The organism is Streptosporangium sp. NBC_01469, from assembly GCF_036227305.1.
Taxonomy (GTDB): domain Bacteria; phylum Actinomycetota; class Actinomycetes; order Streptosporangiales; family Streptosporangiaceae; genus Streptosporangium.
Genome location: NZ_CP109465.1, coordinates 3,476,973 through 3,498,567 on the forward strand (window position 1 = coordinate 3,476,973; position 21,595 = coordinate 3,498,567).

The 21,595-nt window shown below is 70.1% G+C and carries 20 protein-coding genes; all 20 read left to right on the forward strand.

The features are described 5' to 3' along the window. Positions 1-205 precede the first annotated feature (205 nt). The 20 genes from thrC to atpA all read left to right on the forward strand — a co-directional run bounded on the left by thrC (position 206) and on the right by atpA (position 21,594). Entirely contained in the window at positions 206-1,264 is a 1,059-nt protein-coding gene (thrC, locus tag OG587_RS15670) for a threonine synthase (protein WP_329090948.1), read from the forward strand. A 49-nt stretch (positions 1,265-1,313) separates the two neighbouring features. After that, positions 1,314-2,264, forward strand: coding sequence for a homoserine kinase (gene thrB, locus OG587_RS15675; protein WP_329090950.1), 951 nt, complete (start codon positions 1,314-1,316; stop codon positions 2,262-2,264). Positions 2,265-2,731: 467 nt separating this feature from the next. Then, entirely contained in the window at positions 2,732-4,843 is a 2,112-nt protein-coding gene (rho, locus tag OG587_RS15680) for a transcription termination factor Rho (RefSeq protein ID WP_329090951.1), read from the forward strand. Between the two features lie 292 nt (positions 4,844-5,135). Next, on the forward strand, positions 5,136-6,455 hold the full coding sequence (locus OG587_RS15685) for a sensor histidine kinase (protein ID WP_329090953.1): 1,320 nt from the start codon (positions 5,136-5,138) through the stop codon (positions 6,453-6,455). A gap of 13 nt (positions 6,456-6,468) precedes the next feature. Then, complete coding sequence (locus tag OG587_RS15690) at positions 6,469-7,113, forward strand: response regulator transcription factor (protein ID WP_329093876.1); 645 nt, start codon at positions 6,469-6,471, stop codon at positions 7,111-7,113. Between the two features lie 298 nt (positions 7,114-7,411). Further along, the gene (gene rpmE / locus OG587_RS15695; RefSeq protein WP_329090954.1) at positions 7,412-7,630 is read left to right on the forward strand and encodes a 50S ribosomal protein L31; all 219 of its coding nucleotides are present in this window, start codon (positions 7,412-7,414) and stop codon (positions 7,628-7,630) included. Positions 7,631-7,731: 101 nt separating this feature from the next. Beyond that, complete coding sequence (gene prfA / locus OG587_RS15700) at positions 7,732-8,784, forward strand: peptide chain release factor 1 (protein ID WP_329090957.1); 1,053 nt, start codon at positions 7,732-7,734, stop codon at positions 8,782-8,784. A gap of 9 nt (positions 8,785-8,793) precedes the next feature. After that, a complete protein-coding gene (gene prmC / locus OG587_RS15705) occupies positions 8,794-9,648 on the forward strand; it encodes a peptide chain release factor N(5)-glutamine methyltransferase (protein WP_329090959.1) in 855 nt (284 codons plus the stop codon). Positions 9,649-9,658: 10 nt separating this feature from the next. Further along, positions 9,659-10,324 (forward strand): L-threonylcarbamoyladenylate synthase, encoded by a 666-nt coding sequence (locus tag OG587_RS15710; protein WP_329090961.1) that lies wholly within the window; start codon positions 9,659-9,661, stop codon positions 10,322-10,324. A gap of 108 nt (positions 10,325-10,432) precedes the next feature. Further along, the gene (locus OG587_RS15715) at positions 10,433-13,093 is read left to right on the forward strand and encodes a hypothetical protein (RefSeq protein WP_329090962.1); all 2,661 of its coding nucleotides are present in this window, start codon (positions 10,433-10,435) and stop codon (positions 13,091-13,093) included. A 172-nt stretch (positions 13,094-13,265) separates the two neighbouring features. Further along, positions 13,266-13,646 carry a hypothetical protein gene (locus tag OG587_RS15720; protein WP_329090965.1) on the forward strand — a complete coding sequence of 127 codons (381 nt, stop codon included), beginning with the start codon at positions 13,266-13,268 and terminating at the stop codon, positions 13,644-13,646. A gap of 126 nt (positions 13,647-13,772) precedes the next feature. After that, complete coding sequence (gene glyA, locus OG587_RS15725; RefSeq protein ID WP_329090967.1) at positions 13,773-15,038, forward strand: serine hydroxymethyltransferase; 1,266 nt, start codon at positions 13,773-13,775, stop codon at positions 15,036-15,038. Between the two features lie 57 nt (positions 15,039-15,095). After that, a complete protein-coding gene (locus OG587_RS15730; RefSeq protein WP_329090969.1) occupies positions 15,096-16,454 on the forward strand; it encodes a glycosyltransferase family 4 protein in 1,359 nt (452 codons plus the stop codon). A gap of 152 nt (positions 16,455-16,606) precedes the next feature. Then, complete coding sequence (locus tag OG587_RS15735; protein ID WP_329090971.1) at positions 16,607-17,032, forward strand: hypothetical protein; 426 nt, start codon at positions 16,607-16,609, stop codon at positions 17,030-17,032. 78 nt (positions 17,033-17,110) lie between these two features. Further along, entirely contained in the window at positions 17,111-17,326 is a 216-nt protein-coding gene (locus tag OG587_RS15740) for an AtpZ/AtpI family protein (protein ID WP_329090972.1), read from the forward strand. A gap of 67 nt (positions 17,327-17,393) precedes the next feature. Beyond that, on the forward strand, positions 17,394-18,185 hold the full coding sequence (gene atpB, locus OG587_RS15745; protein ID WP_329090974.1) for a F0F1 ATP synthase subunit A: 792 nt from the start codon (positions 17,394-17,396) through the stop codon (positions 18,183-18,185). Between the two features lie 65 nt (positions 18,186-18,250). Continuing rightward, the gene (gene atpE, locus OG587_RS15750; RefSeq protein WP_329090975.1) at positions 18,251-18,484 is read left to right on the forward strand and encodes an ATP synthase F0 subunit C; all 234 of its coding nucleotides are present in this window, start codon (positions 18,251-18,253) and stop codon (positions 18,482-18,484) included. A gap of 32 nt (positions 18,485-18,516) precedes the next feature. Beyond that, the gene (locus tag OG587_RS15755; protein ID WP_329090976.1) at positions 18,517-19,065 is read left to right on the forward strand and encodes a F0F1 ATP synthase subunit B; all 549 of its coding nucleotides are present in this window, start codon (positions 18,517-18,519) and stop codon (positions 19,063-19,065) included. A gap of 46 nt (positions 19,066-19,111) precedes the next feature. Beyond that, positions 19,112-19,921: a F0F1 ATP synthase subunit delta gene (locus OG587_RS15760; protein WP_329090977.1), complete on the forward strand. Its 810-nt coding sequence runs from the start codon at positions 19,112-19,114 to the stop codon at positions 19,919-19,921. A gap of 23 nt (positions 19,922-19,944) precedes the next feature. Next, positions 19,945-21,594 carry a F0F1 ATP synthase subunit alpha gene (atpA, locus tag OG587_RS15765; protein ID WP_329090978.1) on the forward strand — a complete coding sequence of 550 codons (1,650 nt, stop codon included), beginning with the start codon at positions 19,945-19,947 and terminating at the stop codon, positions 21,592-21,594. Position 21,595 lies beyond the last annotated feature (1 nt).

Genomic DNA, 21,595 nt, shown 5'->3' on the forward strand with positions numbered 1-21,595 from the left:
CACCCCTTGTCGTGTTCCCCGCGTGTCAAGTCCTGTCAAGCCTCGCAGACCATACCGGCTGATCCTTAGAGTTCCCTGGGGAGACGCCCGGCTTGTCCATCTGGTGGACAGCGCATCCCGGAGCCGAGCGTGTTGCCCGTAGACTCGTTTCTCAATACCGCAGGTAGCACGCGCACGGACCGGCCGCGCGCGGTGAGGAGCAATCATGACCAGGGCGTGGCGCGGCCTCATCGAGGAGTACCGTGACCGACTTCCGGTGACCACGGCGACGCCCGTCGTCACGCTCCTGGAGGGCGGCACCCCGCTCGTCCCGGCGAACCGGGTGTCGGCGCTGACCGGCTGCGAGGTCTACCTGAAGGTCGAGGGCCTCAACCCGACCGGAAGCTTCAAGGACCGTGGCATGACCATGGCCATCAGCAAGGCCGTCGAGGACGGGGCGAAGGCCGTCATCTGCGCCTCGACCGGCAACACCAGCGCCTCCGCCGCCGCCTACGCGGTCCGCGCGGGCCTGACCTGCGCCGTGCTGGTGCCCCGAGGCAAGATCGCGATGGGCAAGCTGGCCCAGGCGCTGGTCCACGGGGCCAGGCTGCTCCAGGTCGAGGGGTCCTTCGACGACTGCCTGGAGATGACCAGGAAGCTGTCGGAGAACTACCCGATCGCGCTGGTCAACTCGGTGAACCCGTTCCGGCTCCAGGGCCAGAAGACCGCCGCCTTCGAGATCGTCGACGCGCTCGGGGACGCCCCCGACATCCACTGCATCCCGGTCGGCAACGCGGGCAACATCTCGGCGTACTGGATGGGCTACACCGAGTACGCCGGGGACGGCATCGCGACGAGGACGCCGCGGATGTTCGGCTTCCAGGCCAGCGGTGCCGCGCCGATCGTCAACGGCGCGCCGGTGACCCACCCGCACACGATCGCCACCGCGATCCGCATCGGCAACCCCGCCTCGTGGCGGCTCGCCGAGGCCGCCCGCGACGAGTCGGGCGGTGTCATCCAGGCCGTCACCGACCGTCAGATCGCCGCCGCGTACAAGCTGCTCGCCCAGGAGGAGGGCGTGTTCGTCGAGCTCGCCTCCGCCGCCAGCGTGGCCGGCCTCCTCCAGGCGCACAGCCAGGGGCTGGTCGAGCCCGGGCAGCGCATCGTGTGCACGGTGACCGGAAACGGCCTCAAGGACCCCGACTGGGCCATCTCGGGCGCCCCCACGCCGGTGACGGTCCCGATCGACGCGCACGCCGCGGCCACCGCCCTCGAACTCGCCTAGTGGACCTCAGGAGAAGCGACGTGCCCCTCACGGCCCCCCAGGGACCCCGATGACCGGCGGCACGGCGAGGGCGACCGTCCGCGTCCCCGCGACCTCGGCCAACCTGGGCCCCGGATTCGACACGCTGGGACTCGCCCTCGGCCTCCACGACGAGATCGAGGCCGAGATCTTCGACTCCCCGGGCGTCGAGATCGCGGTCGAGGGCGAGGGGGCCGGCGAGCTCGACCTGGGCGAGGGACACCTCGTCGTCACCACGATGCGCGCGACCTTCGACAGGATGGGGCTCCCGCAGCCGCGCGGCATCCGGCTGCGCTGTCTCAACCGGATCCCGCACGCCCGCGGCCTCGGCTCCTCCTCCGCGGCGATCTGTGCCGGAATCCTCGCCGCCCGCGCGCTGGCCGCGACCTCGTACGCGCAGCCCGAACCGGCCGAGCCCGCCGAGCTGACCGACGACGCCGTCCTCGCGCTGGCCACCGAGATCGAGGGCCATCCCGACAACGTGGCGCCGTGCCTGGCCGGCGGGCTCACCGTCGCGTGGACGGACGCCGGGGGCGTGCCGCACCTGGTGCGGCTGCTCCCGCACGAGGCCGTCAGGCCGGTGGTCCTCGTCCCCGCGCACCGGCTGTCCACCGAGATCGCCCGCGGGCTGCTGCCCAAGGACGTCCCGCACGCCGACGCCGCCGCGAACGCCGGGAGGGCCGCGCTGCTGGTCGCGGCGCTGACCGCCAGGCCCGAGCCCGAGCTGCTGCTGGCCGCCACGGAGGACCGCCTCCACCAGGACTACCGCGCACCCGCCATGCCGCACACCGCCGATCTCGTACGACGGCTGCGGAAGGCGGGGGTCGCCGCGGTCGTCTCGGGAGCGGGGCCCACGGTTCTTGCGTTTTCAACGGTGAATACGCAGGATTTGATCGCACCGGAAGTGGGTAATGACTGGCACATCCAGCCACTGGATGTCGAAACCAGGGGCGCCCGCGTTGTTTCTCTTGAGACACGCTGACGACTCTTCGACCTTCAGGGAATAGCTGTGTGCGCTGGTGATGTTAGGCTGATAGCCGCACCAGGTGCCCCGCGTTGGGTGCGTGCTTGTCAGCCACACATCGCTGCATCATGTCTCACCTGGTGAGACATGAGCGCCGCAGTGGCCTCCCCGAATCCGTCGCCTCCGAATGCTCCATATTTCGGTTGGGGCAACGAGAAGCGGCGTTTTAGGGGACATGCGCGTTCGATCTACCTCGACATCTGGTTGCCGGTAGCAATCCGGGGGGGTGTCCTCCAAGTCCCACCGTCGGCGATTCTCGATGGTGACGGCCTGGATCCGCCCTTCTCCGACAGTGGCGGCGGCTCTCCATGGGCCGCCGAGGATCGCGACGTGCAACCCGACCCGGTCTGTCCCACCGGGTCGATCGCACCACCGGGACGATTGGCTGATCATGGCCACGCCCGACCCCTGGGAAGGACCCATTAGTGAGCGACACCACCGAACTCCTCTCCGACGTCACCGGCACGGCGCCGACGTCCGGCGACACCCCCACCCGCCCCGCGGCCAAGCCGCGCCGTCGCTCCGGCACCGGCCTTTCCGCCATGGTGCTGCCTGAGCTGCAGGCCATGGCCTCCGGTCTCGGCATCAGCGGGACCGGGCGGATGCGCAAGAGCCAGCTGATCGCGGCCATTCAGGAGAAGCAGGGCGTCTCCACCGAGAGCGCCCAGGCTCCCGCCGCCGTCAAGGAGACTCCTGCCGTGGCCGCCCCCGCCGTCGTGGCCGAGCCGGTCGCCGAGCGTCCGGCGCGCACCCGCAGGGAACGTTCCCGCCCCGTCGTGGCCGCCGAGCCCGTCGTGGAGCAGGCGCCCCCGGCCCCCGAGCCCGTGGCCGCCGTCGTCGTGCCCGAGCCCGTCGTGGAGCAGCAGACCATCGACACCGCCCCGGCCGAGGGCCGTGGCGAGCGCGGCGAGAGCCGCCGCGAGCGCGGTGAGCGCCGCGGCCGCAACAGCGAGCGCGGCGAGCGCGGCAACGACCGCCGCGAGCGTGGCGACAACCGCCCCGAGAACCGGACCGACAGCCGCGCCGACCAGCGCGCCGCCGACCCCGGCCAGAACCGCGGCGAGCGGCTCAACGACCGTAACGACCGCGGCGACCGCCTCAACGATCGAGGTGACCGTCTCAACGACCGTGGCGAGCGGACCAACGACCGCGGCGAGCGTGGCGAGCGCGGTGACCGTCTCAACGATCGCGGCGACCGCCTCAACGATCGCGGCGACCGCCTCAACGACCGTGGCGACAGGGGCGACCGCGGCCCGCAGAACCGGGGCCCGCAGGACCGTAACGACCAGCACGGCGTGGGCGACGACGACGACCGCCGTGGCCGCCGGGGCCGGTTCCGCGAGCGCAACCGCCGTGGCCGCGAGCGCTTCGACAGCAACGAGCCCGTGGTGGGCGACGACGACGTCCTGATCCCGATCGCCGGAATCCTGGACATCCTCGACAACTACGCGTTCGTCAGGACCAGCGGTTACCTGCCGGGTTCCAACGACGTCTACGTCTCGCTGGCCCAGATCCGCCGCAACGGCCTGCGCAAGGGTGACGTCGTCACCGGCGCCGTCCGCCAGCCCCGCGACGGCGAGCGCCGCGAGAAGTTCAACGCGCTCGTCCGCCTCGACACGGTCAACGGCATGGACCCGGAGCAGGCGCGGCAGCGGCCCGACTTCAACAAGCTCGTCCCCCTCTATCCGCAGGAGCGCCTGCGCCTGGAGACCGAGCCGAACATCCTGACCACCAGGATCATCGACATGGTGGCGCCGATCGGCAAGGGCCAGCGCGGTCTCATCGTCTCCCCGCCCAAGGCGGGCAAGACGATGGTGCTCCAGTCGATCGCCAACGCGATCACCCGCAACAACCCCGAGTGCCACCTGATGGTCGTCCTGGTGGACGAGCGTCCGGAAGAGGTCACCGACATGCAGCGGTCGGTGAAGGGCGAGGTCATCCACTCGACCTTCGACCGCCCGGCCGAGGACCACACCACGGTCGCCGAGCTCGCCATCGAGCGCGCCAAGCGCCTGGTGGAGCTCGGTCACGACGTGGTCGTGCTGCTCGACTCGATCACCCGTCTGGGTCGCGCCTACAACCTGGCGGCCCCGGCCTCCGGCCGCATCCTGTCCGGTGGTGTCGACTCCACCGCGCTCTACCCGCCGAAGCGTTTCTTCGGTGCCGCCCGCAACATCGAGAACGGCGGCTCGCTGACGATCCTCGCCACCGCGCTGGTCGAGACCGGCTCCAAGATGGACGAGGTCATCTTCGAGGAGTTCAAGGGCACGGGCAACCTGGAGCTCAAGCTCAACCGGCAGCTCGCCGACAAGCGGATCTTCCCCGCGGTGGACGTCGACGCGTCCGGCACCCGTAAGGAAGAGATCCTGATGGGCAAGGACGAGCTCCAGATCACCTGGAAGCTCCGCCGCGTGCTGCACGCCCTGGACATGCAGCAGGCCCTCGAGCTTCTCCTGGAGAAGATGAGGGAGACCAAGTCCAACGCGGAGTTCCTGCTCCAGGTGCAGAAGACGACGGTCAGCTCCGAGCGCGACTGATCATCCGCCGTACGTCGAACGCCCCGGCCCCTCCGGCCGGGGCGTTCGTGTTTCCGAAGTCCCTTGTGTGACCCCGTACTTCGGGATATCCCTACTTCAGGACGCCTTCTCCTCCGCGGCTCCCGCGCCCGCGACGCCCGCGGGCGCGCGGGCGGTACGCGAGGACGGACGGCGCGCCGGGACAGGCGGCGGGAGAGACGGCGAGGACGGCGGCGATGCCGGATGCGCGGGAGACGCCGGATGCGCCGTGGACACGGACGGCGAGGACGGGCACCGGGGACAGAGGAGGCGCATGACGGCCGAGACGCTGGGAGGTGCGCCCGTGGCCAGGGCGCCGCTCAGGCGGCGCGTTCCGCTCGGGCCGAACGGCCCCCTGGGCATGATCGTCGACCCGATGACCTGGCGGGCCGTTCCCTATCTGCTGATGAGCATGTTCTACGGCCTCGCCTGCTTCGCGTTCCTCGCGTCCGTGATCCCGGCGTCCCTGGTGATGGTGGTCATGTGGATCGGGCTGCCGCTGCTCGCCCTGACCATGCTGGCCTGGCGGGGCGCCGCGATGCTGGAGCGCAGGTTCCTGCGGCTGGCCTTCGGCGTCGACATCCCCAGCCCCTACCGGCCCTCCGAGGGCGACAACCTGTTCCTGCGCTGGAAGGACATGTTCGTCGACCCCGCCACCTGGAAGGACCTGCTCTATCTCCTGCTGCTGCTGCCGATCGGGGTCGCGGAGTTCACCGTCTCGGCGGTCCTGTGGACGCTCGGGCTGGGCCTGACGGCCCTGCCGCTGCCCCTGCTGCTGGCGGGGCAGCCGATGACGCCCATCGCGGAGCTGCCGGTCGACAGCGGGCCGAGGGTGCTGCTGTGCGCGCTGGTCGGGGCCGGCTTCCTCCTCGCCGCCCTCTACGCCACCCGGGGGATGGCCTGGCTGCACGGCCTGCTGGGCGTCGCCCTGCTGGGGACGAGCGAGAAGAACCGGCTGGCCGCCCGCGCCGCCCACCTGCGGGCCAGCCGGGCCCGGGGGGTGGACGCGGCCGAGGCCGAGCGGCGCCGGATCGAGCGGGACCTGCACGACGGCGCCCAGCAGCGGCTGCTGTCCGTGGCCATGGACCTGGGCCGGGCCCAGGCCAAGCTGGACTCCGACCCCGACGCGGCCAGGGAGCTCCTGGCCCAGGCGCACCGGGGTACCAAGGCCGCCATCGCCGAGCTGCGCGACCTCGCCAGGGGCATCTACCCGGCGATCCTCACCGACAGGGGGCTGGGCGCGGCCCTGTCGTCGCTCGCCGCACGCGCCCCCGTGCGGGTGGACCTGTCGGTGGAGGTCTCCCACCGGCCCCCGCCCGCGGTGGAGAGCATCGCGTACTTCGTCGTGGCCGAGTGCCTGAGCAACCTGGCCAAGCACTCCGAGGCCACCGAGGCGTTCATCCGGGTCAGCCGCCAGGGGCAGCGGGTGATCGTCGAGGTCTACGACAACGGGGTCGGCGCCGCCGTGCCACGGCCGGGCAGCGGTCTCGCCGGGCTGGCCGACCGGGCGGCGACCATCGACGGCACCCTGACCGTCGACAGCCCGCTGGGCGGCCCCACGATGATCAGGGCGGAGTTACCCTGCGAATGGTGAAGACGTGAGACCCATGCGGGTGGTGATCGCCGAGGACTCGGTGCTGTTGCGCGAGGGGCTGGCCCGGCTGCTGGCCGACGGGGGCATCGAGACCGTCGGGGTGGCGGGCGACGGCCCCGGGCTGGTGGCGGTGGTCGACGAGCACGATCCGGACCTGGCCGTCGTCGACGTACGGATGCCGCCGACCCACACCGACGAGGGGCTGCGCGCCGCCCTGGAGGCCAGGTCCAGGCGGCCGGGGCTGCCGATCCTCGTCCTGTCGCAGTACGTCGAGGAGCAGTACGCCACGGAGCTCATCGGCGGCGGCGCCGCGGCGGTCGGCTACCTGCTCAAGGAGCGGATAGCCGACGTGGCCGAGTTTCTCGACGCCGTACGCCGGGTGGCGGCCGGGGGGACGGTCATCGACCCCGAGGTGATCGGACAGCTCCTGAGCCACCGGCACAGGGGTCATCCCCTGGAGTCCCTGACCGCCAGGGAGAGCGAGGTCCTGGCCCTGATGGCGGAGGGGCGCTCCAACACCGCGGTCGCCGGGCGGATGCTCGTCACCGAGGGCGCCGTGGAGAAGCACATCTCCAGCATCTTCGGCAAACTCGGGCTGGAGCCCGCCCCCGACGATCACCGCCGGGTCCTCGCGGTGCTGGCGTACCTGGGAAGGTGACAGCCTGGAGCCCCTGGTTTCCTCGCGGGGATCGGGGGTCCCGGCTCCCGTACGGATATGGCGCCCGGCAGGGGGCGGCGAGCATGGCGAACATACTGTGTCCGGTCCGGAGACGCAGGTCACCGGGGTGGGGGAATGTCTTGTGGCCTGGGATGGTTGGAGGATCTGGCACACTGGTAGCCGAACCGTAGCGGTTCCGGTTCCCGCCCGCGCGCACCCCGGTGTGCTCAGCGCGCAAGCCCCACAGGCGAGAGACAGTGGCGACCCGGCGACCGCGTTTTGGAGAGGAAAAGACAACATGAAGCCCGATATTCACCCGGAGTACAACGCCACTCAGGTGACCTGCACCTGTGGTAACTCCTTCACCACCCGCAGCACCGCCAAGAACGGCGTGATCCACGCCGACGTGTGCTCCGCCTGCCACCCCTTCTACACGGGCAAGCAGAAGATCATGGACACCGGCGGCCGGGTGGCGCGCTTCGAGAAGCGCTTCGGCAAGAAGCCCGCGGGCCAGTAGCTCTCATCCCGGCGCCGGCTCGGAGAACCCCTCGTGGGTGCCCGGGTCGGCGTTCGTGGTGATGAGGCAGGCTTACAAGGGCTTTCAAGGAAGGACGCACGGTGAACCTCGACGAGCTGCTCAGTGAGTACGCCGAGCTGGAACTCAAGCTCGCCGACCCCTCCGTGCACGCCGACCAGAAGCAGGCGCGCACCTTCGGCAGGCGCTACGCCGAGCTGACCCCGATCGTCGTCACCTACCGGGAGCTCGAGGGCGTCCAGTCCGACCTCGGCACGGCGAGGGAGCTGGCGTCGGAGGACGAGGGGTTCGCCGAGGAGGCCAAGGAGCTGGAGGCCCGGGTTCCCGAGCTGGAGGAGAAGCTCAGGCACCTGCTCGTCCCGCGCGATCCCAACGATGACAAGGACATCATCATGGAGATCAAGGCGGGCGAGGGCGGCGAGGAGTCCGCCCTGTTCGCCGGAGACCTCCTGCGGATGTATCTGCGGTACGCCGAGCGGATCGGCTGGAAGACCGAGCTGATCGACGCCACCCACTCCGACCTCGGCGGTTACAAGGACGTCACGATCGCCCTGAAGGCCAGGGGCGACGAGGGCGTCTGGTCGAGGCTCAAGTTCGAGGGCGGCGTGCACCGCGTCCAGCGGGTCCCGGTCACCGAGTCGCAGGGGCGCATCCACACCAGCGCCGCCGGGGTGCTCGTCTACCCGGAGGCCGAGGATGTCGATGTCCAGATCGACCAGAACGACCTCCGTATCGACGTCTACCGCTCCAGCGGCCCCGGCGGCCAGAGCGTCAACACCACCGACTCGGCCGTGCGGATCACCCACGTCCCGACGGGCGTCGTCGCCTCCTGCCAGAACGAGAAGAGCCAGCTCCAGAACAAGGAGTCGGCCATGCGCATCCTGCGGGCCCGCCTGCAGGCGATCGCCGAGGAGGAGGCCAACGCCGCCGCCATGGCCGAGCGCAAGTCCCAGATCCGCACGGTCGACCGCTCCGAGCGCATCCGCACCTACAACTTCCCCGAGAACCGCATCTCCGACCACCGCGTCGGTTTCAAGGCCTACAACCTCGACCAGGTGCTCGACGGAGATCTCACGGCCGTCATCCAGTCCCTGCTCGACGCCGAGATGGCGGAGAAGCTCGCCGCCCATTCATAGAACGCGCCCATGACCTTTCTGCTGGACGAGATCGCCCTCGCCACCGCCCGTCTCGCCGAGGCAGGTGTGCCGTCGCCGCGCACCGACGCCGAGGAGATCGCCGCGTGTGTGCACGGTGTGCGCCGCGGCGAGCTGCACATGGTGAAGGACTCCGACTTCGACGCCCTGTTCTGGGAGGGTGTCGCCCGCAGGGAGTCCCGCGAGCCGCTCCAGCACATCACCGGGCGGGCCTACTTCCGCTACCTGTCCCTGGAGGTCGGGCCCGGCGTGTTCGTACCGCGCCCGGAGACCGAGATCGTGGCGGGCTGGGCGATCGACCGGCTGCGGGAGATGGACGTCGCCTCGCCCGTGGTCGTGGATCTCGGCACCGGCTCGGCCGCCATCGCGCTGTCCATCGCCCAGGAGGTCGCCCTCGCCACCGTGCACGCGGTCGAGGTCGATCCGGGCGCATACACCTGGGCCAAGCGCAACATCATCGAGCACGGCCAGGGCCGCGTCCACCTGCACCCGGAGGATCTGGCCGACGCCCTCTCCGAGCTGGACGCCCAGGTCGACCTGGTGATCTCCAACCCGCCCTACATCCCGCCGGGCGCCGTCCCCCGCGACCCCGAGGTCCGCGACTACGACCCGCACCGCGCGCTGTACGGGTCGGGCAGCGACGGCCTCGACGAGGTCAGGGCGGTGGAGCGGACCGCCAGGCGGCTGCTCCGCCCCGGGGGGTTCGTCGCCGTGGAGCACGCCGACCAGCAGGGCACCCCGGTCTATCTGATCTTCTCCGAGGAGAACGGCTGGCGCGACGTCCGCAGCCGCCAGGATCTGACCCGCAGGGACCGCTTCGTCACCGCTCGATTCGGCCAGGAATAGGATGCACGCCGTGAGCCGACGTTATGACTGTATGGATGCCGAGCAGCGAGCCACCGGCCTGATCGAGGCCGCGTCCACCCTGCAACGGGGGGAGCTCGTGGTGCTCCCGACCGACACCGTCTACGGTGTCGGCGCCGACGCCTTCACACCAGCCGCGGTCACCGCCCTGCTGGATGCCAAGGGGCGCGGCCGTGACATGCCGGTCCCCGTGCTGGTCGGGACGGTCCGGGCCGCCAACGCCCTGGTGGAGAACCTCGGCCCGTACGGCCAGGATCTCGTCGACGCCTTCTGGCCGGGCCCGCTCACGCTGATCTGCCGCGCGAACCGGTCGCTGTCGTGGGATCTCGGCGACGCCAAGGGCACCGTCGCGATCCGGATGCCGCTGCACGCGGTCGCCCTCGACCTGCTCAAGGAGACCGGCCCGCTGGCCGTCTCCAGCGCCAACCGCTCCGGCGCCCCCGCCGCCACCACCGCCGCCGACGCGGAGAGGCAGCTCGGCGACTCGGTGCCGGTCTATCTCGACGCGGGGCCGTGCGAGAGCGACGTCCCCTCGACGATCCTCGACCTGACCACCGCGGTGCCCAGGCTGCTGCGGCGCGGGGCGATCAGCGTGGAGAAGCTGCGCGGTGTGATCGGCTACGTCGCGACGGACACCGGCCCGGAGTCCGACAACTGATCAGTCATCCACGGCATATGCCGTGATCCATGCCATCTGATTATCACCGTGACGCCGGGCTGTCTCCCCGGTACCTTGAAGTGGGCCGACACTTCCTGGGAGACGTCCATGGGCAAGTTCGAAGGAATGGACCCCAAGCTGGTCCGCGACCTGTTGTCCGAGGTGCAGCGGGCCGCCGAGCAGATGCGGAACGTCGAGGGCAAGGTCTCGCAGATGATGAGCGGGGCGGGCCTGTCCTCCCAGTCGACGCACAGACCCGTCCAGATCGCCGACGCGTGCGACGTGATGGTCCGCGACGTCTCCGCCCGCGTGGCGTTGCTGGAGAAGAAGGTCAACCAGAACGCGACGGCACCCCCCGCCGAGCCGAAGGCCGGGGACACGAAACCCGAGACGGGTTCCCAGGGCGAGGGGGCGAAGCCGGAGACAGACCCCCAGAACGGGGCGAAGCCCGAGGCGGGCTCCCAGAACGGTGCTAAGCCGGAGACCGGTTCTCAGAACGGTGCGAAGCCGGAGACCCCGAAGGCGGAAGACCTCAAGCCGGCCGTCGGGGCGGACGACAAGCCCCGCGTCGGCGACCAGTCGGCCGAGACCACCCGGCGCGACGATCCCGAGGACTCTTCCAAGCCCGACACCAAGCCCGACGCCCCGAAGGCCGACACTCCGAAGGCCGACGAGGCCAAGCCGGAGGCGGGTTCGAAGGGCGACGAGACCTCCCCGCGGGACGATCGGGGCGACGAGACCTCCTCGCGAGACGATCGGAAGGAGACTCCGAAGCCCGAGGCGTCCGGAGCCGACGATCGGAAGCCGGAAACGGGGTCGAAAGCCGACGAGACCTCCCCACGTGAGGGGGAGAAGTCCAACGAGACCGCCAAGCCGACCGAGACCGTACCGCGCGAGGCTCCCAAGCCCGATCCCACGCCTGAGCCCCCCAGGGCCGAGGAGCCGCGTCCCGAGCCTCCCAAGCCCGATCCCGCACCTGAGCCCCCCAGGGCCGAGGAGCCGCGTCCCGAGCCTCCCAAGCCCGATCCCGCACCGGAACCCCCGAGGGCCGAGGAGCCGCGTCCCGAGCCCCCAAAGCCCGATCCCACGCCTGAGCCCCCCAGGGCCGAGGAGCCGCGACCCGAGCCTCCCGCCCCCGACCCCGTGCCGGAGTCTCCGGGGGGCGATTCCGTGCCCCCGCCGGAGGCGTATGACCCGGACTCCCAGTCCGTGCCGGACGCCCCGAGGGCCGAGGACCCGCGGACCGAGGCGCCCGCGCCGGATCGCGTCCCGGAGGTGCCGAACGCCGAGGGCGCACCCATACCGGGGACACCGAACGCCGAGGGCGCGCCCGTGCCGGAGGCGCCGCGGCAGGATTCCGCGCCGGCGCCGGACGTCCCGAGGGCCGACGACGCGCGGCCGGAGACGCCGAGGGCCGAGGATCTGAAGCCCGCGGTTCCCGGACCGGGGGAGAACCCGCAGGGCCAGGGGGGAGGGCCGCCGGCCGACACCGCGCCGCCCGCCGACACCGCGCCGCGTGAGACGCCCGACGTCCCGCGTACGCCCGAGGCTCCCAACCCGGACACCCCCGCGCCTGGAACGCCGCAGGGGGACTCCACGCCCGCGCCGGAGCCGCCCAGGGCCGATGACACGCGGCCGGAGATCATCAACGCGGACGACACGACGCCGCGCGGGCAGGATTCCACCGGTAATGCGCCTGTGAACGATTCCGACGCCAAGGGCGATGCCGGTTCCAAGGGTGACGAGATGACGCCGCGCGGGGATTCCACCGGCAACGCGCCCGATGCCAAGGGCGATGCCGGTTCCAAGGGTGACGAGCGCTCGCCCAGGGACGGGGGAGGCTCGTCCGGCGAGACCATCCTCGACACCCCCAGGAAGGATCACCCCGACGACATCGACCAGAGCGGCGACTCCAGGGCGAAGGTCGTGGAGGTCGACGGGGTGAAGGTGCTCCAGATCCCGCTCGACGCGCCCACGGCGGCCGAGGTCGACGAGCTGCTGAAGAACATCGAGGACATCCCGCCGCTGGAGATGCCCACCGTCGACGGTGCCTCCGTCACCGCGGGGCAGCCCGGCTGGGTCGAGCCGCACGACCCGCTCGACTCCGCCAAGCCCGCGTACCCGCTCCTCGACACCGCCGGTCCGACCACGGACCAGACCGTCCAGCCGCCGGGCACCGGCGGCGACACCACCCCCCAGCCCACCGGTACGACCTCCGGCGAGCCCGCCGCGCCCCGGCCCGCCGAGGTGACGCCGGCGGATCCCCTTCCCCAGTCCAGCGGTGACGCTGCGCCCCGGCCCGTGGGGACGGTCTCCGGAGAGCCCGCGATCCAGACGGCGGGTACGACCTCGGGTGAGGCGGCCACGCGGCCCGCCGGGGCGTCGACGCCGTCGGTCGGCGACGCGGTTTCCGGTGCGGCACAGGGGGCCGAGGGGGCTTCCGGGCAGGCGGCGGGAGCGGCTCCCGGAGGGGTGGCCGCGCAGCCGGACGCTCAGCAGGACGGAGGTTCGGCCGCCCGGTGGGCGAACGACGGCAGTGACGTCGTCACCGCGGAGGCGAGCCCGCTCGACCTCGACGCGCTCAGGACGCTCGCCGACAACGCCCGCGAGATCGAACCGCTGGAGATGCCGGGCGTGAGCGTGCCCGACGGGGAGACCTGGGGTGAGGGGGCCTGGGTGCCCATGGACATCCGGCCCGACGGCCCGGCGGGCGACGTGGAACCGGGAGACCCGCTGCGGCCGATCCCGCCTCCGGGTGGCGGCCGGTGATCGCCGCGACGTGAGCGCGAGGCGGTAGGCGCCGGGCGGTGAGCGAGTGAGCACGAAGCGGTCAGGCCGTGGATAGCAGTGGGTAAGTGAGCACGAAGCGGTCAGGCCGTGGGTAACAGTGGGTAAGTGAGCAGGAGGCAGGGAGCGTGTCAGCGAGGGTGAGGAGCCTGTGATGTTCGTGGATCCACCCGCACCGCAGCCGCTGCAGCCGGGGGAGACCCCGCCGGCCTCGGCCAACACCGGTCTGCCGTCCCCGGACGCCGTCACGTCGTGGGAGTTCAACCCCGACTACCAGCGGCTGGTCATGATGTGGAGGCAGGTGCTCCCCGTGCTCGACACGCTGACCGCCAGCCTGGACAAGGCCTACCAGCTCGCCAGGAGCAGGGATGTCTGGGACGCCCCCGTCTCGGGCCGCTACGTCGAGGACATGACGGAGTGGCGCACCCGCCTGGGTCTCTACCGGCAGGCGGTCCTGACGTCGATCAGCGACCAGGCGGCCGACACGCCGAGATGGGTGCCGGTCAGAGCCGGAGCCCCGCACGCGTTCTCGTGAGGCGGGCCTCCGGGCGGGGGCGGTTCTCCGCGACACGCTCTCCAGGGGCGGCGCGTCCCTGACGTGGGATAACCGGGGAGGGCAGGCTTACAGTGGGGGTGAGTCGTCGTCTTCGGGGTGTGAGCCATGGGCGCAGAACCGTACTACGGGCCGGATTTCGGTCTCCTGCAGCGCGAGGACCCGGAGATCGCGAGCGTGCTCCTCGACGAGCTCGACCGGCTCCGCGGAGGCATCCAGCTGATCGCGAGTGAGAACTTCACCTCGCCCGCCGTGCTCGCCGCACTCGGCTCGACGCTCACCAACAAGTACGCCGAGGGCTACCCCGGCAGGCGTTACTACGCCGGGTGCGAGGTCGTCGACCGGGCCGAGCGGCTCGCGATCGACCGGGCCAAGCGGCTGTTCGGCGCCGAGCACGTCAACGTGCAGCCCCACTCCGGCGCCTCGGCGAACCTGGCGGCCTACGCGGCCCTGCTCCAGCCGGGCGACACCATGCTGGCGATGGAGCTGTCGCACGGCGGCCACCTCACGCACGGCTCCAAGGTCAACTTCTCGGGACGCTGGTTCGACGTCGTGGCGTACGGGGTGCGCAGGGACACCGAGCTGATTGACTACGACGAGGTCAGGGACCTGGCGCTGCGGCACCAGCCCAAAATGATCATCTGTGGTGCCACCGCCTACCCCCGTGAGATCGACTTCGCCGCCTTCCGGGGTATCGCGGACGAGGTGGGCGCCTGGCTGCTCGCCGACGTCGCGCACACCGTCGGCCTGATGGCCGGGCGGGCCCTGCCGTCCGCCGTGCCGTACGCGGACGTGGTGACCTTCACCACGCACAAGGCGCTGCGCGGCCCGAGGGGCGGCGGGATCATGTGCACGGGGGAGCTGGGGCCCAGGATCGACCGCGCGGTCTTCCCGTTCGTGCAGGGCGGCCCGCTCATGCACGCGGTGGCGGCCAAGGCGGTCGCGTTCGGCGAGGCGCTGCGGCCGGAGTTCGCGGAGTACGCGCGCCGGGTGGTGGCCAACGCCCAGGTGCTGGCCGACGCGCTGGCCGCCGAGGGCATGCGGCCCGTCTCCGGGGGCACCGACAGCCATCTGGCGCTGATCGACCTGCGCGACGTCGGGATCTCCGGCGCGGTGGCCGAGCAGCGGTGCCACGCGGCCGGGATCACGCTGAACCGCAACGCGATCCCGTACGACCCGGAGCCACCCACGGTGACCTCGGGGATCCGGGTCGGCACCCCCTGTGTCACGACCCAGGGGATGGGGCCCGAGGAGATGAAGGAGGTGGCCTCGATGGTGGCGCAGGTCATCCACAACCCCGACGCGACGGGGGAGATACGGGAGCGCGCCGCGGTGCTGGCGAGAGCCCATCAGATATATCCCAGCGAACTATGAGCTGTTCTGTGTCGTTTTCCGGTCACAGGTGGCCGGACTATCCGCGAAACTGGTTCCGTGCGCGAATACCTACTCATGGCGCTCGTCGCGGCCGCGGTGACGTACCTGCTGGTTCCGCTGGTCCGCGTTTTCGCCGTCCGCATCGGTGCCATGCCCGAGGTCCGCGATCGTGACGTGCACACCACGCCGACGCCCAGGCTCGGCGGTCTGGCGATGTACGGCGGTCTCGTCGCCGGTCTGCTGATCGCCGGGGAGCTGCCCTACGCCGGGGGCAAGCTGGCGGCCGAGGGCCAGGGCAAGACCGTGATCGCGCTGATCGCCGCGGGTGGCCTGATCACGCTGACCGGCTTCCTGGACGACTGGCTGGGGATGGACGCCCTCGTCAAGCTCGCCGGGCAGATCGGCGCCGCGGGGGTGCTCGTCACCTTCGGGGTCAGCCTGCCGTGGCTTCCGCTGCCCACCGCGCTGGGCGGGCAGACCATCCTCGACTCGACGCTGAGCCCGCTGATCACGATCCTGATCGTGGTCGTCATGATCAACGCCGTCAACTTCGTCGACGGGCTCGACGGGCTGGCCGCGGGGATCGTGGGCATCGCCGCCATGGCCACCTGGACGTACTCGGTGGCCCTGTCGAAGGACTACGGCGACACCAGCATCAACGCGACGGCGGTCATCGCCTCGGTGCTCATCGGGATCTGCCTGGGCTTCCTGCCGCACAACTTCCACCCGGCGAAGATCTTCATGGGCGACACGGGGGCGATGCTGATCGGCCTGGTCCTCGCCTCCACGATGATTCTGGTCACACCACTCGACTCCAGCAGCATCAACCGTTTCCCCGTCATCCTCCCCCTCCTCGTGCCGGTCGCGATCCTGGTGCTCCCGCTGCTGGACCTGATCATGGCGGTGATCCGGCGCACGTCCAACGGCCTGTCGCCGTTCTCGCCCGACCGGGGGCATCTGCACCATCGCCTGCTGGACATCGGCCACTCGCACCGCCGCAGCGTCATGATCATGTACGCGTGGACCTTCCTGTTCGCCTTCGCGGTCGTGGCGCTGTCCATCGAGGGTGTCCCGCTCGTCCTGTTCCCGCTGACCGTGCTGCTCGCCATCGGCGTGCTGGTGATGATGGCGCTGCCCCGCTGGCGAGCCCGCCGCGACCTCGGCGGGGCCGAGGGGCGCGGCGGGCTCGCTCCCGCCGCTCCCACCGGTCCCGAGGGCCCCGCGGCGGGGCCGGGCCGGCACGCGGGGCCTGGTGGGCAGCCGCCGGGCCGGGTCAGGCCCCATCCGTATCCCTCGGAGGCGCCGGGGCCCCGTTCGGTCGCCGCCGGCGACGACACGGCCACGTTGTCGGTGCTGCCCGACCTGTCACTCAGCGCTCCCCGGCAGGGTTTCTCAAACCCTGAGACGCCGCTTTGAGCCGCTTTCGCCAGCTCCTTGATCGTTTACTTGAAACGGCAGGTAAAGGCGCTCTTCCTTGAGCTTGTGATAGCTTTCACTAGCAGATGGTGAACCTGCCCAGACCTGCAAGGTAGCAATCGCTCGCTTGATAACAGTCACTTGGAGTGCCGATGCTGGCCAACGACGTGCGCCTTCTGAAGGGGGCTGCGATACCCACGGTGCTGGTGGGCCTGGTCGTGATCCTCGTCGCGGCGCTGCTGGCCGGAGCCAAGGGCGCGCTCGGCGCCGCGATCGGGACGCTGGTCGTCTGTGCCTTCTTCGCCCTCGGTATCGTCGCGATCTCCTACGCCAGCCGTGTCTCGCCCATGATGATGATGACCGCCGCGGTGCTGAGCTACGTGGTGAAGATCATTCTGATCATGGTGCTTCTCAAACTGTTCGAGGATGCCACCGCCTTCGAGCCCAGAGCCTTCGGCTGGGGCGCCATCGCCGCCACGGTCGCGTGGACGGTCGGCGAGATGCGCGGCTTCATGAAACTCAAGATGCTCTACGTCGACCCCGCGTCCCGGGTTCCCGGTCAGGGCGATTCCCCGTGAGGCGTATGATCTCGCTGGCGGCTTCGACCCTGCCCGATATGACTAGTCCTCACCGCGACTGCTATCGTCATGCCCGCGATGAGCGAAAAGAAAATCCGGCCCGAAGACGACGGCCGCGACTTCGCCAGCGCCGCCTGGTCGATCCCCAGCTATCTCCTCTCAGGGATGATTCTGTACGGCGGTGCGGGCTGGTTGCTGTCCGAGTGGACTGGCGTGGTCGCCTTCACCCCGATCGGATTAATTCTCGGGGTCGCTCTATCCGTCTACCTGGTCTACCGGAAGTACGGTCGCTAGCCTTCGGCGGCGGTCGCTTCGCTGACGAAGTCATTTCGATCAACTACCACGCTGAAGGGAACGCCGCGTGAGCACGCTGACGCTCCTCGCTCCCGGGGACGAGTTCACGCCTCCGGGACTCGAACTCTTCGACGCCGCCCCGATCATCTCGGGCGTCGCCTGGTTCACGAAGCCGGTGCTGCTGGCCCTGTTGAGCACGGTCGTCGTCATCGCCTTCTGCTGGTCGGCCTTCGGCAACCCGAAGCTGGTGCCGCGGGGCGTGCAGAACATCGGTGAGATGGGCTACGTCTTCGTCCGCGACCAGGTCGCCCGGCCGTTCCTCGGCAAGGACGCGGACCGGTGGATGGGACTGCTGCTCAGCATGTTCTTCATGGTCTGGGTCTGGAACCTGATGGGTGTCATCCCCGGCCTGCAGTTCCCGGTCGCCTCGCACATCGCCTTCCCGATCGTGCTGGCGCTGAGCGTCTACGTCCTCAAGATCTACCTGGGCTTCAAGCATCAGGGTGTGGGCGGCTACTTCAAGAACATGATGTTCCCGCCGGGGTTGCCCAAGCCGATCTACGTGCTGCTGGCCCCGATCGAGCTGCTCTCCAACATGATCATCGCGCCCTTCACCCACGCGGTGCGACTGTTCGCCAACATGTTCGCCGGCCACATCATCCTGGCCTTCTTCAGCCTCGTCGGCTTTTGGTTCCTCTTCGAGAAGCTCACCCCGCTGGGCGCCCCGCTCGGCGTGATCGGCGTGATCATGACGATCGCGATGACGGGCTTCGAGATGTTCATCCAGTTCCTGCAGGCGTTCCTCTTCTCGATGCTCGCCGCGATGTACATCGGCAACTCGCTGCACGCCGAGCACTAAGACCAACCTCGAATCGTCCAGACCGGCGGGCAGATCCCACCGGCCAACCGTAAAGGAATACAAGAATGTCGATCCTCGCTGAGGTCAACGGCTCCCTCAACGCTCTCGGCTCGATCGGTTATGGCCTCGCCGCGATCGGCCCCGGCATCGGCGTCGGCATCATCTTCGGCCAGGGTGTGCAGGCCATCGCCCGCCAGCCCGAGGCCTACGGCCTGATCCGCCAGAACATGCTGCTCGGCTTCGTTCTGACCGAGGCGCTGGCCCTCATCGGCCTCGTCGCGCCCTTCATGTTCCGCTAAGACGCAGACAACCCTGACGGAAGGCTGCACAAATGATTCAGGCAGCTTCGCTCCTGGCGGCGGAGGAGGGGGGCAACCCCCTCATCCCGCACACCTACGAGCTTGTCGTCGGCGGCTTCGCCTTCTTCGTCGTCCTCTTCGTCGTCGGTAAGATCCTCACCCCGCGCATCCAGAAGACCCTGGTCGAGCGGACCGATGCGATCGAAGGCGGCATCAAGCGAGCCGAGGACGCGCAGGCCGAGGCCCAGGCGCTGCTCAAGCAGTACAAGGACCAGCTCTCCGAGGCCCGTCACGAAGCCTCACGGCTGCGTGAGGAGGCTCGCGAGCAGGGCGCGCAGATCAAGGCCGAGCTCCGCGAGGAGGCTCAGGCCGAGGCCCGCCGCTTGGTCGAGGCCGCGCACCTGCAGATCGAGGCCGACCGTCAGCAGGCGTTCGCCCAGCTCCGTACGGAGCTCGGCCGCCTGTCGATCGAGCTGGCCGGCCGTATCGTCGGAGAGTCCCTGGAGGACGAGGCGCGCCAGCGCCGTACCGTCGACAGGTTCCTCGAGGAACTCGAGTCGACCAGCGCGGCGGTCCGCTGATGACGCGGCGAACCGGGCGTGACGCGCGAGTGTCGGTGAGCGGCTGATGAGAGGTCTGAGCAGGGCCTCGCTGGCCGAGGTCGAAGAGCGCTTCAACGCCGTCGCGGGAAGCGCCGACCTCGGCACGCTGGCCGACGAGCTCTTCTCGGTCGCCGACCTGTTGGACCGCGAGCACGGGCTCCGCCGCAACCTCTCCGACCCCGCACGTCCCGCGGCCCAGAAGGCGCAGATCGTACGGGTGCTGCTGGAGGGCAAGATCAGCGACGCCGCGGTGGAGACGGTCGTCGCGGCCGTGTCCGCGAAGTGGGCGCGCTCGCGTGACCTGGCCGACGCCCTGGAGCGCCTCGGCGTCATCGCCGCCGCCGCCGAGGCGGAGGCACAGAGCAGGCTCGACGACGTCGAGGACGAACTGTTCAGGTTCGGGCGCATCGTCGCCTCGAACCTGGAGCTTTACCGGACCTTGACGGCGCCGGCGGTTCTGGAGCGGGCCAAGCGGGAGCTCCTGAGCTCCCTCCTGGCGGAGAAGGTCGCCCCCACCACCCTGCGCCTGGTCACGCAGCTCGTGCTGCATCCGCGAGGACGTAGCCTGGAGAGCGGGCTTGAGGAGTTCGGCAGGCTGGTCGCCGCCCAGCGGCAGCGCCTCGTCGCGGTGGTGCGCAGCGCCGTCGTGCTCTCAGAGGGGCAGAAGCAGCGTCTCGCCACGTGGCTGCGCACCTCGTACGGCCGCGACGTTCATCTGAACGTCGAGGTGGATCCGCGGGTGCTGGGAGGGTTCTCGGTTCGCATCGGGGACGACCTCATCGACACCACCATCGCGGGACGAATCGAAGAAGTCCGCCGCCGGTTGGCCGGCTAGGCGAATAGGGAGACTGAAGAGAGATGGCGGAGCTTACGATCCGGCCGGACGAGATCCGGGACGCACTTGAGCGCTTCGTCCAGGCGTACGAGCCGGAAGGTGCCGCGCGCGAGGAGATCGGGACCGTCGTCGACTGCGGCGACGGTATCGCCCATGTCTCCGGCCTTCCCTCGGCGATGGCGAACGAGCTGCTTGAGTTCGAGGACGGCACGCGTGGCCTGGCACTGAACCTGGACGTCCGAGAGATCGGCGTCGTCGTTCTGGGCGACTTCAGCAAGATCGAGGAGGGCCAGTCGGTCCGCCGGACGGGCGAGGTCCTGTCCGTGCCGGTCGGCGACGGCTTCCTCGGCCGGGTGGTCGACCCGCTGGGCGTCCCCATGGACGGCAAGGGTCCGATCGAGTCCGAGAGCCTCCGCGCCCTCGAACTCCAGGCCCCCTCGGTGGTCCAGCGCCAGCCGGTGAAGGAGCCGCTGCAGACCGGTCTCAAGGCGGTCGACGCCATGACGCCGATCGGCCGCGGCCAGCGCCAGCTGATCATCGGTGACCGTGGCACGGGCAAGACCGCCGTCGCCGTGGACACCATCCTCAACCAGCGGGAGAACTGGCTCTCCGGCGACCCCGACAAGCAGGTTCTCTGCGTCTACGTCGCGGTCGGCCAGAAGGGCTCCACGATCGCCCAGGTCAAGGGCCGCCTCGAGGAGGCGGGCGCGATGGAGTACACCACCATCGTCGCCGCTCCGGCGTCCGACCCGGCCGGTTACAAGTACCTCGCGCCCTACACCGGCTCGGCCATCGGCCAGCACTGGATGTACCAGGGCAAGCACGTCCTCATCGTCTTCGACGACCTGACCAAGCAGGCCGACGCCTACCGCGCCGTCTCCCTGCTGCTCCGCCGCCCGCCGGGCCGCGAGGCGTTCCCCGGCGACGTCTTCTACTTGCACTCCCGCCTCCTCGAGCGCTGCGCGAAGCTCTCCAAGGAGATGGGTTCCGGCTCGATGACCGGTCTGCCGATCATCGAGACGAAGGGCAACGACGTCTCGGCCTTCATCCCCACCAACGTCATCTCCATCACCGACGGCCAGTGCTTCCTCGAGACCGACCTGTTCAACGCGGGTGTGCGCCCGGCCATCAACGTCGGTGTCTCCGTCTCCCGAGTCGGCGGCTCCGCGCAGGTCAAGGCGATGAGGAAGGTCGCCGGCACGCTGCGCCTGTCGCTGTCGCAGTTCCGTGACCTGGAGGCGTTCGCCTCCTTCGCCTCCGACCTGGACGCGGCCTCCCGCGCCCAGCTGGAGCGTGGCCAGCGCCTGGTCGAGCTGCTCAAGCAGGCCCAGTACAACCCGTTCCCGGTCGAGAAGCAGGTCGTCTCGGTGTGGGCCGGCACCACCGGCCAGCTCGACGACGTCCCGGTCGAGGACATCCGCCGCTTCGAGGCGGAGTTCCTCGACTACCTGGGTCGCGAGAACAAGGGCATCCTCGACGGTATCCGCGAGACCCGCGACCTGCCCGACGACACGGTGACCGCCCTCAAGGACGCCATCACCGAGTTCAAGAAGAGCTTCGAGACCTCCTCCGGTGAATACCTGGTCAACGACGAGCCGGTCGCCGCGCTCGGCGAGGGCGAGGTCGGCCAAGAGAAGATCACGAAGCGAGTCCGCACGGCAGAGAAGAAGTAGC

Bases quoted from the DNA above. Each gene is read 5' to 3' on its own strand.
- thrC (WP_329090948.1), top strand. From the start codon at position 206: ATGACCAGGGCGTGGCGCGGCCTCATCGAGGAGTACCGTGACCGACTT.
- thrB (WP_329090950.1), top strand. From the start codon at position 1,314: ATGACCGGCGGCACGGCGAGGGCGACCGTCCGCGTCCCCGCGACCTCG.
- OG587_RS15685 (WP_329090953.1), top strand. From the start codon at position 5,136: ATGACGGCCGAGACGCTGGGAGGTGCGCCCGTGGCCAGGGCGCCGCTC.
- OG587_RS15690 (WP_329093876.1), top strand. From the start codon at position 6,469: ATGCGGGTGGTGATCGCCGAGGACTCGGTGCTGTTGCGCGAGGGGCTG.
- rpmE (WP_329090954.1), top strand. From the start codon at position 7,412: ATGAAGCCCGATATTCACCCGGAGTACAACGCCACTCAGGTGACCTGC.
- prmC (WP_329090959.1), top strand. From the start codon at position 8,794: ATGACCTTTCTGCTGGACGAGATCGCCCTCGCCACCGCCCGTCTCGCC.
- OG587_RS15715 (WP_329090962.1), top strand. From the start codon at position 10,433: ATGGGCAAGTTCGAAGGAATGGACCCCAAGCTGGTCCGCGACCTGTTG.
- OG587_RS15720 (WP_329090965.1), top strand. From the start codon at position 13,266: ATGTTCGTGGATCCACCCGCACCGCAGCCGCTGCAGCCGGGGGAGACC.
- glyA (WP_329090967.1), top strand. From the start codon at position 13,773: ATGGGCGCAGAACCGTACTACGGGCCGGATTTCGGTCTCCTGCAGCGC.
- OG587_RS15735 (WP_329090971.1), top strand. From the start codon at position 16,607: ATGCTGGCCAACGACGTGCGCCTTCTGAAGGGGGCTGCGATACCCACG.
- OG587_RS15740 (WP_329090972.1), top strand. From the start codon at position 17,111: ATGAGCGAAAAGAAAATCCGGCCCGAAGACGACGGCCGCGACTTCGCC.
- atpE (WP_329090975.1), top strand. From the start codon at position 18,251: ATGTCGATCCTCGCTGAGGTCAACGGCTCCCTCAACGCTCTCGGCTCG.
- OG587_RS15755 (WP_329090976.1), top strand. From the start codon at position 18,517: ATGATTCAGGCAGCTTCGCTCCTGGCGGCGGAGGAGGGGGGCAACCCC.
- OG587_RS15760 (WP_329090977.1), top strand. From the start codon at position 19,112: ATGAGAGGTCTGAGCAGGGCCTCGCTGGCCGAGGTCGAAGAGCGCTTC.
- atpA (WP_329090978.1), top strand. From the start codon at position 19,945: ATGGCGGAGCTTACGATCCGGCCGGACGAGATCCGGGACGCACTTGAG.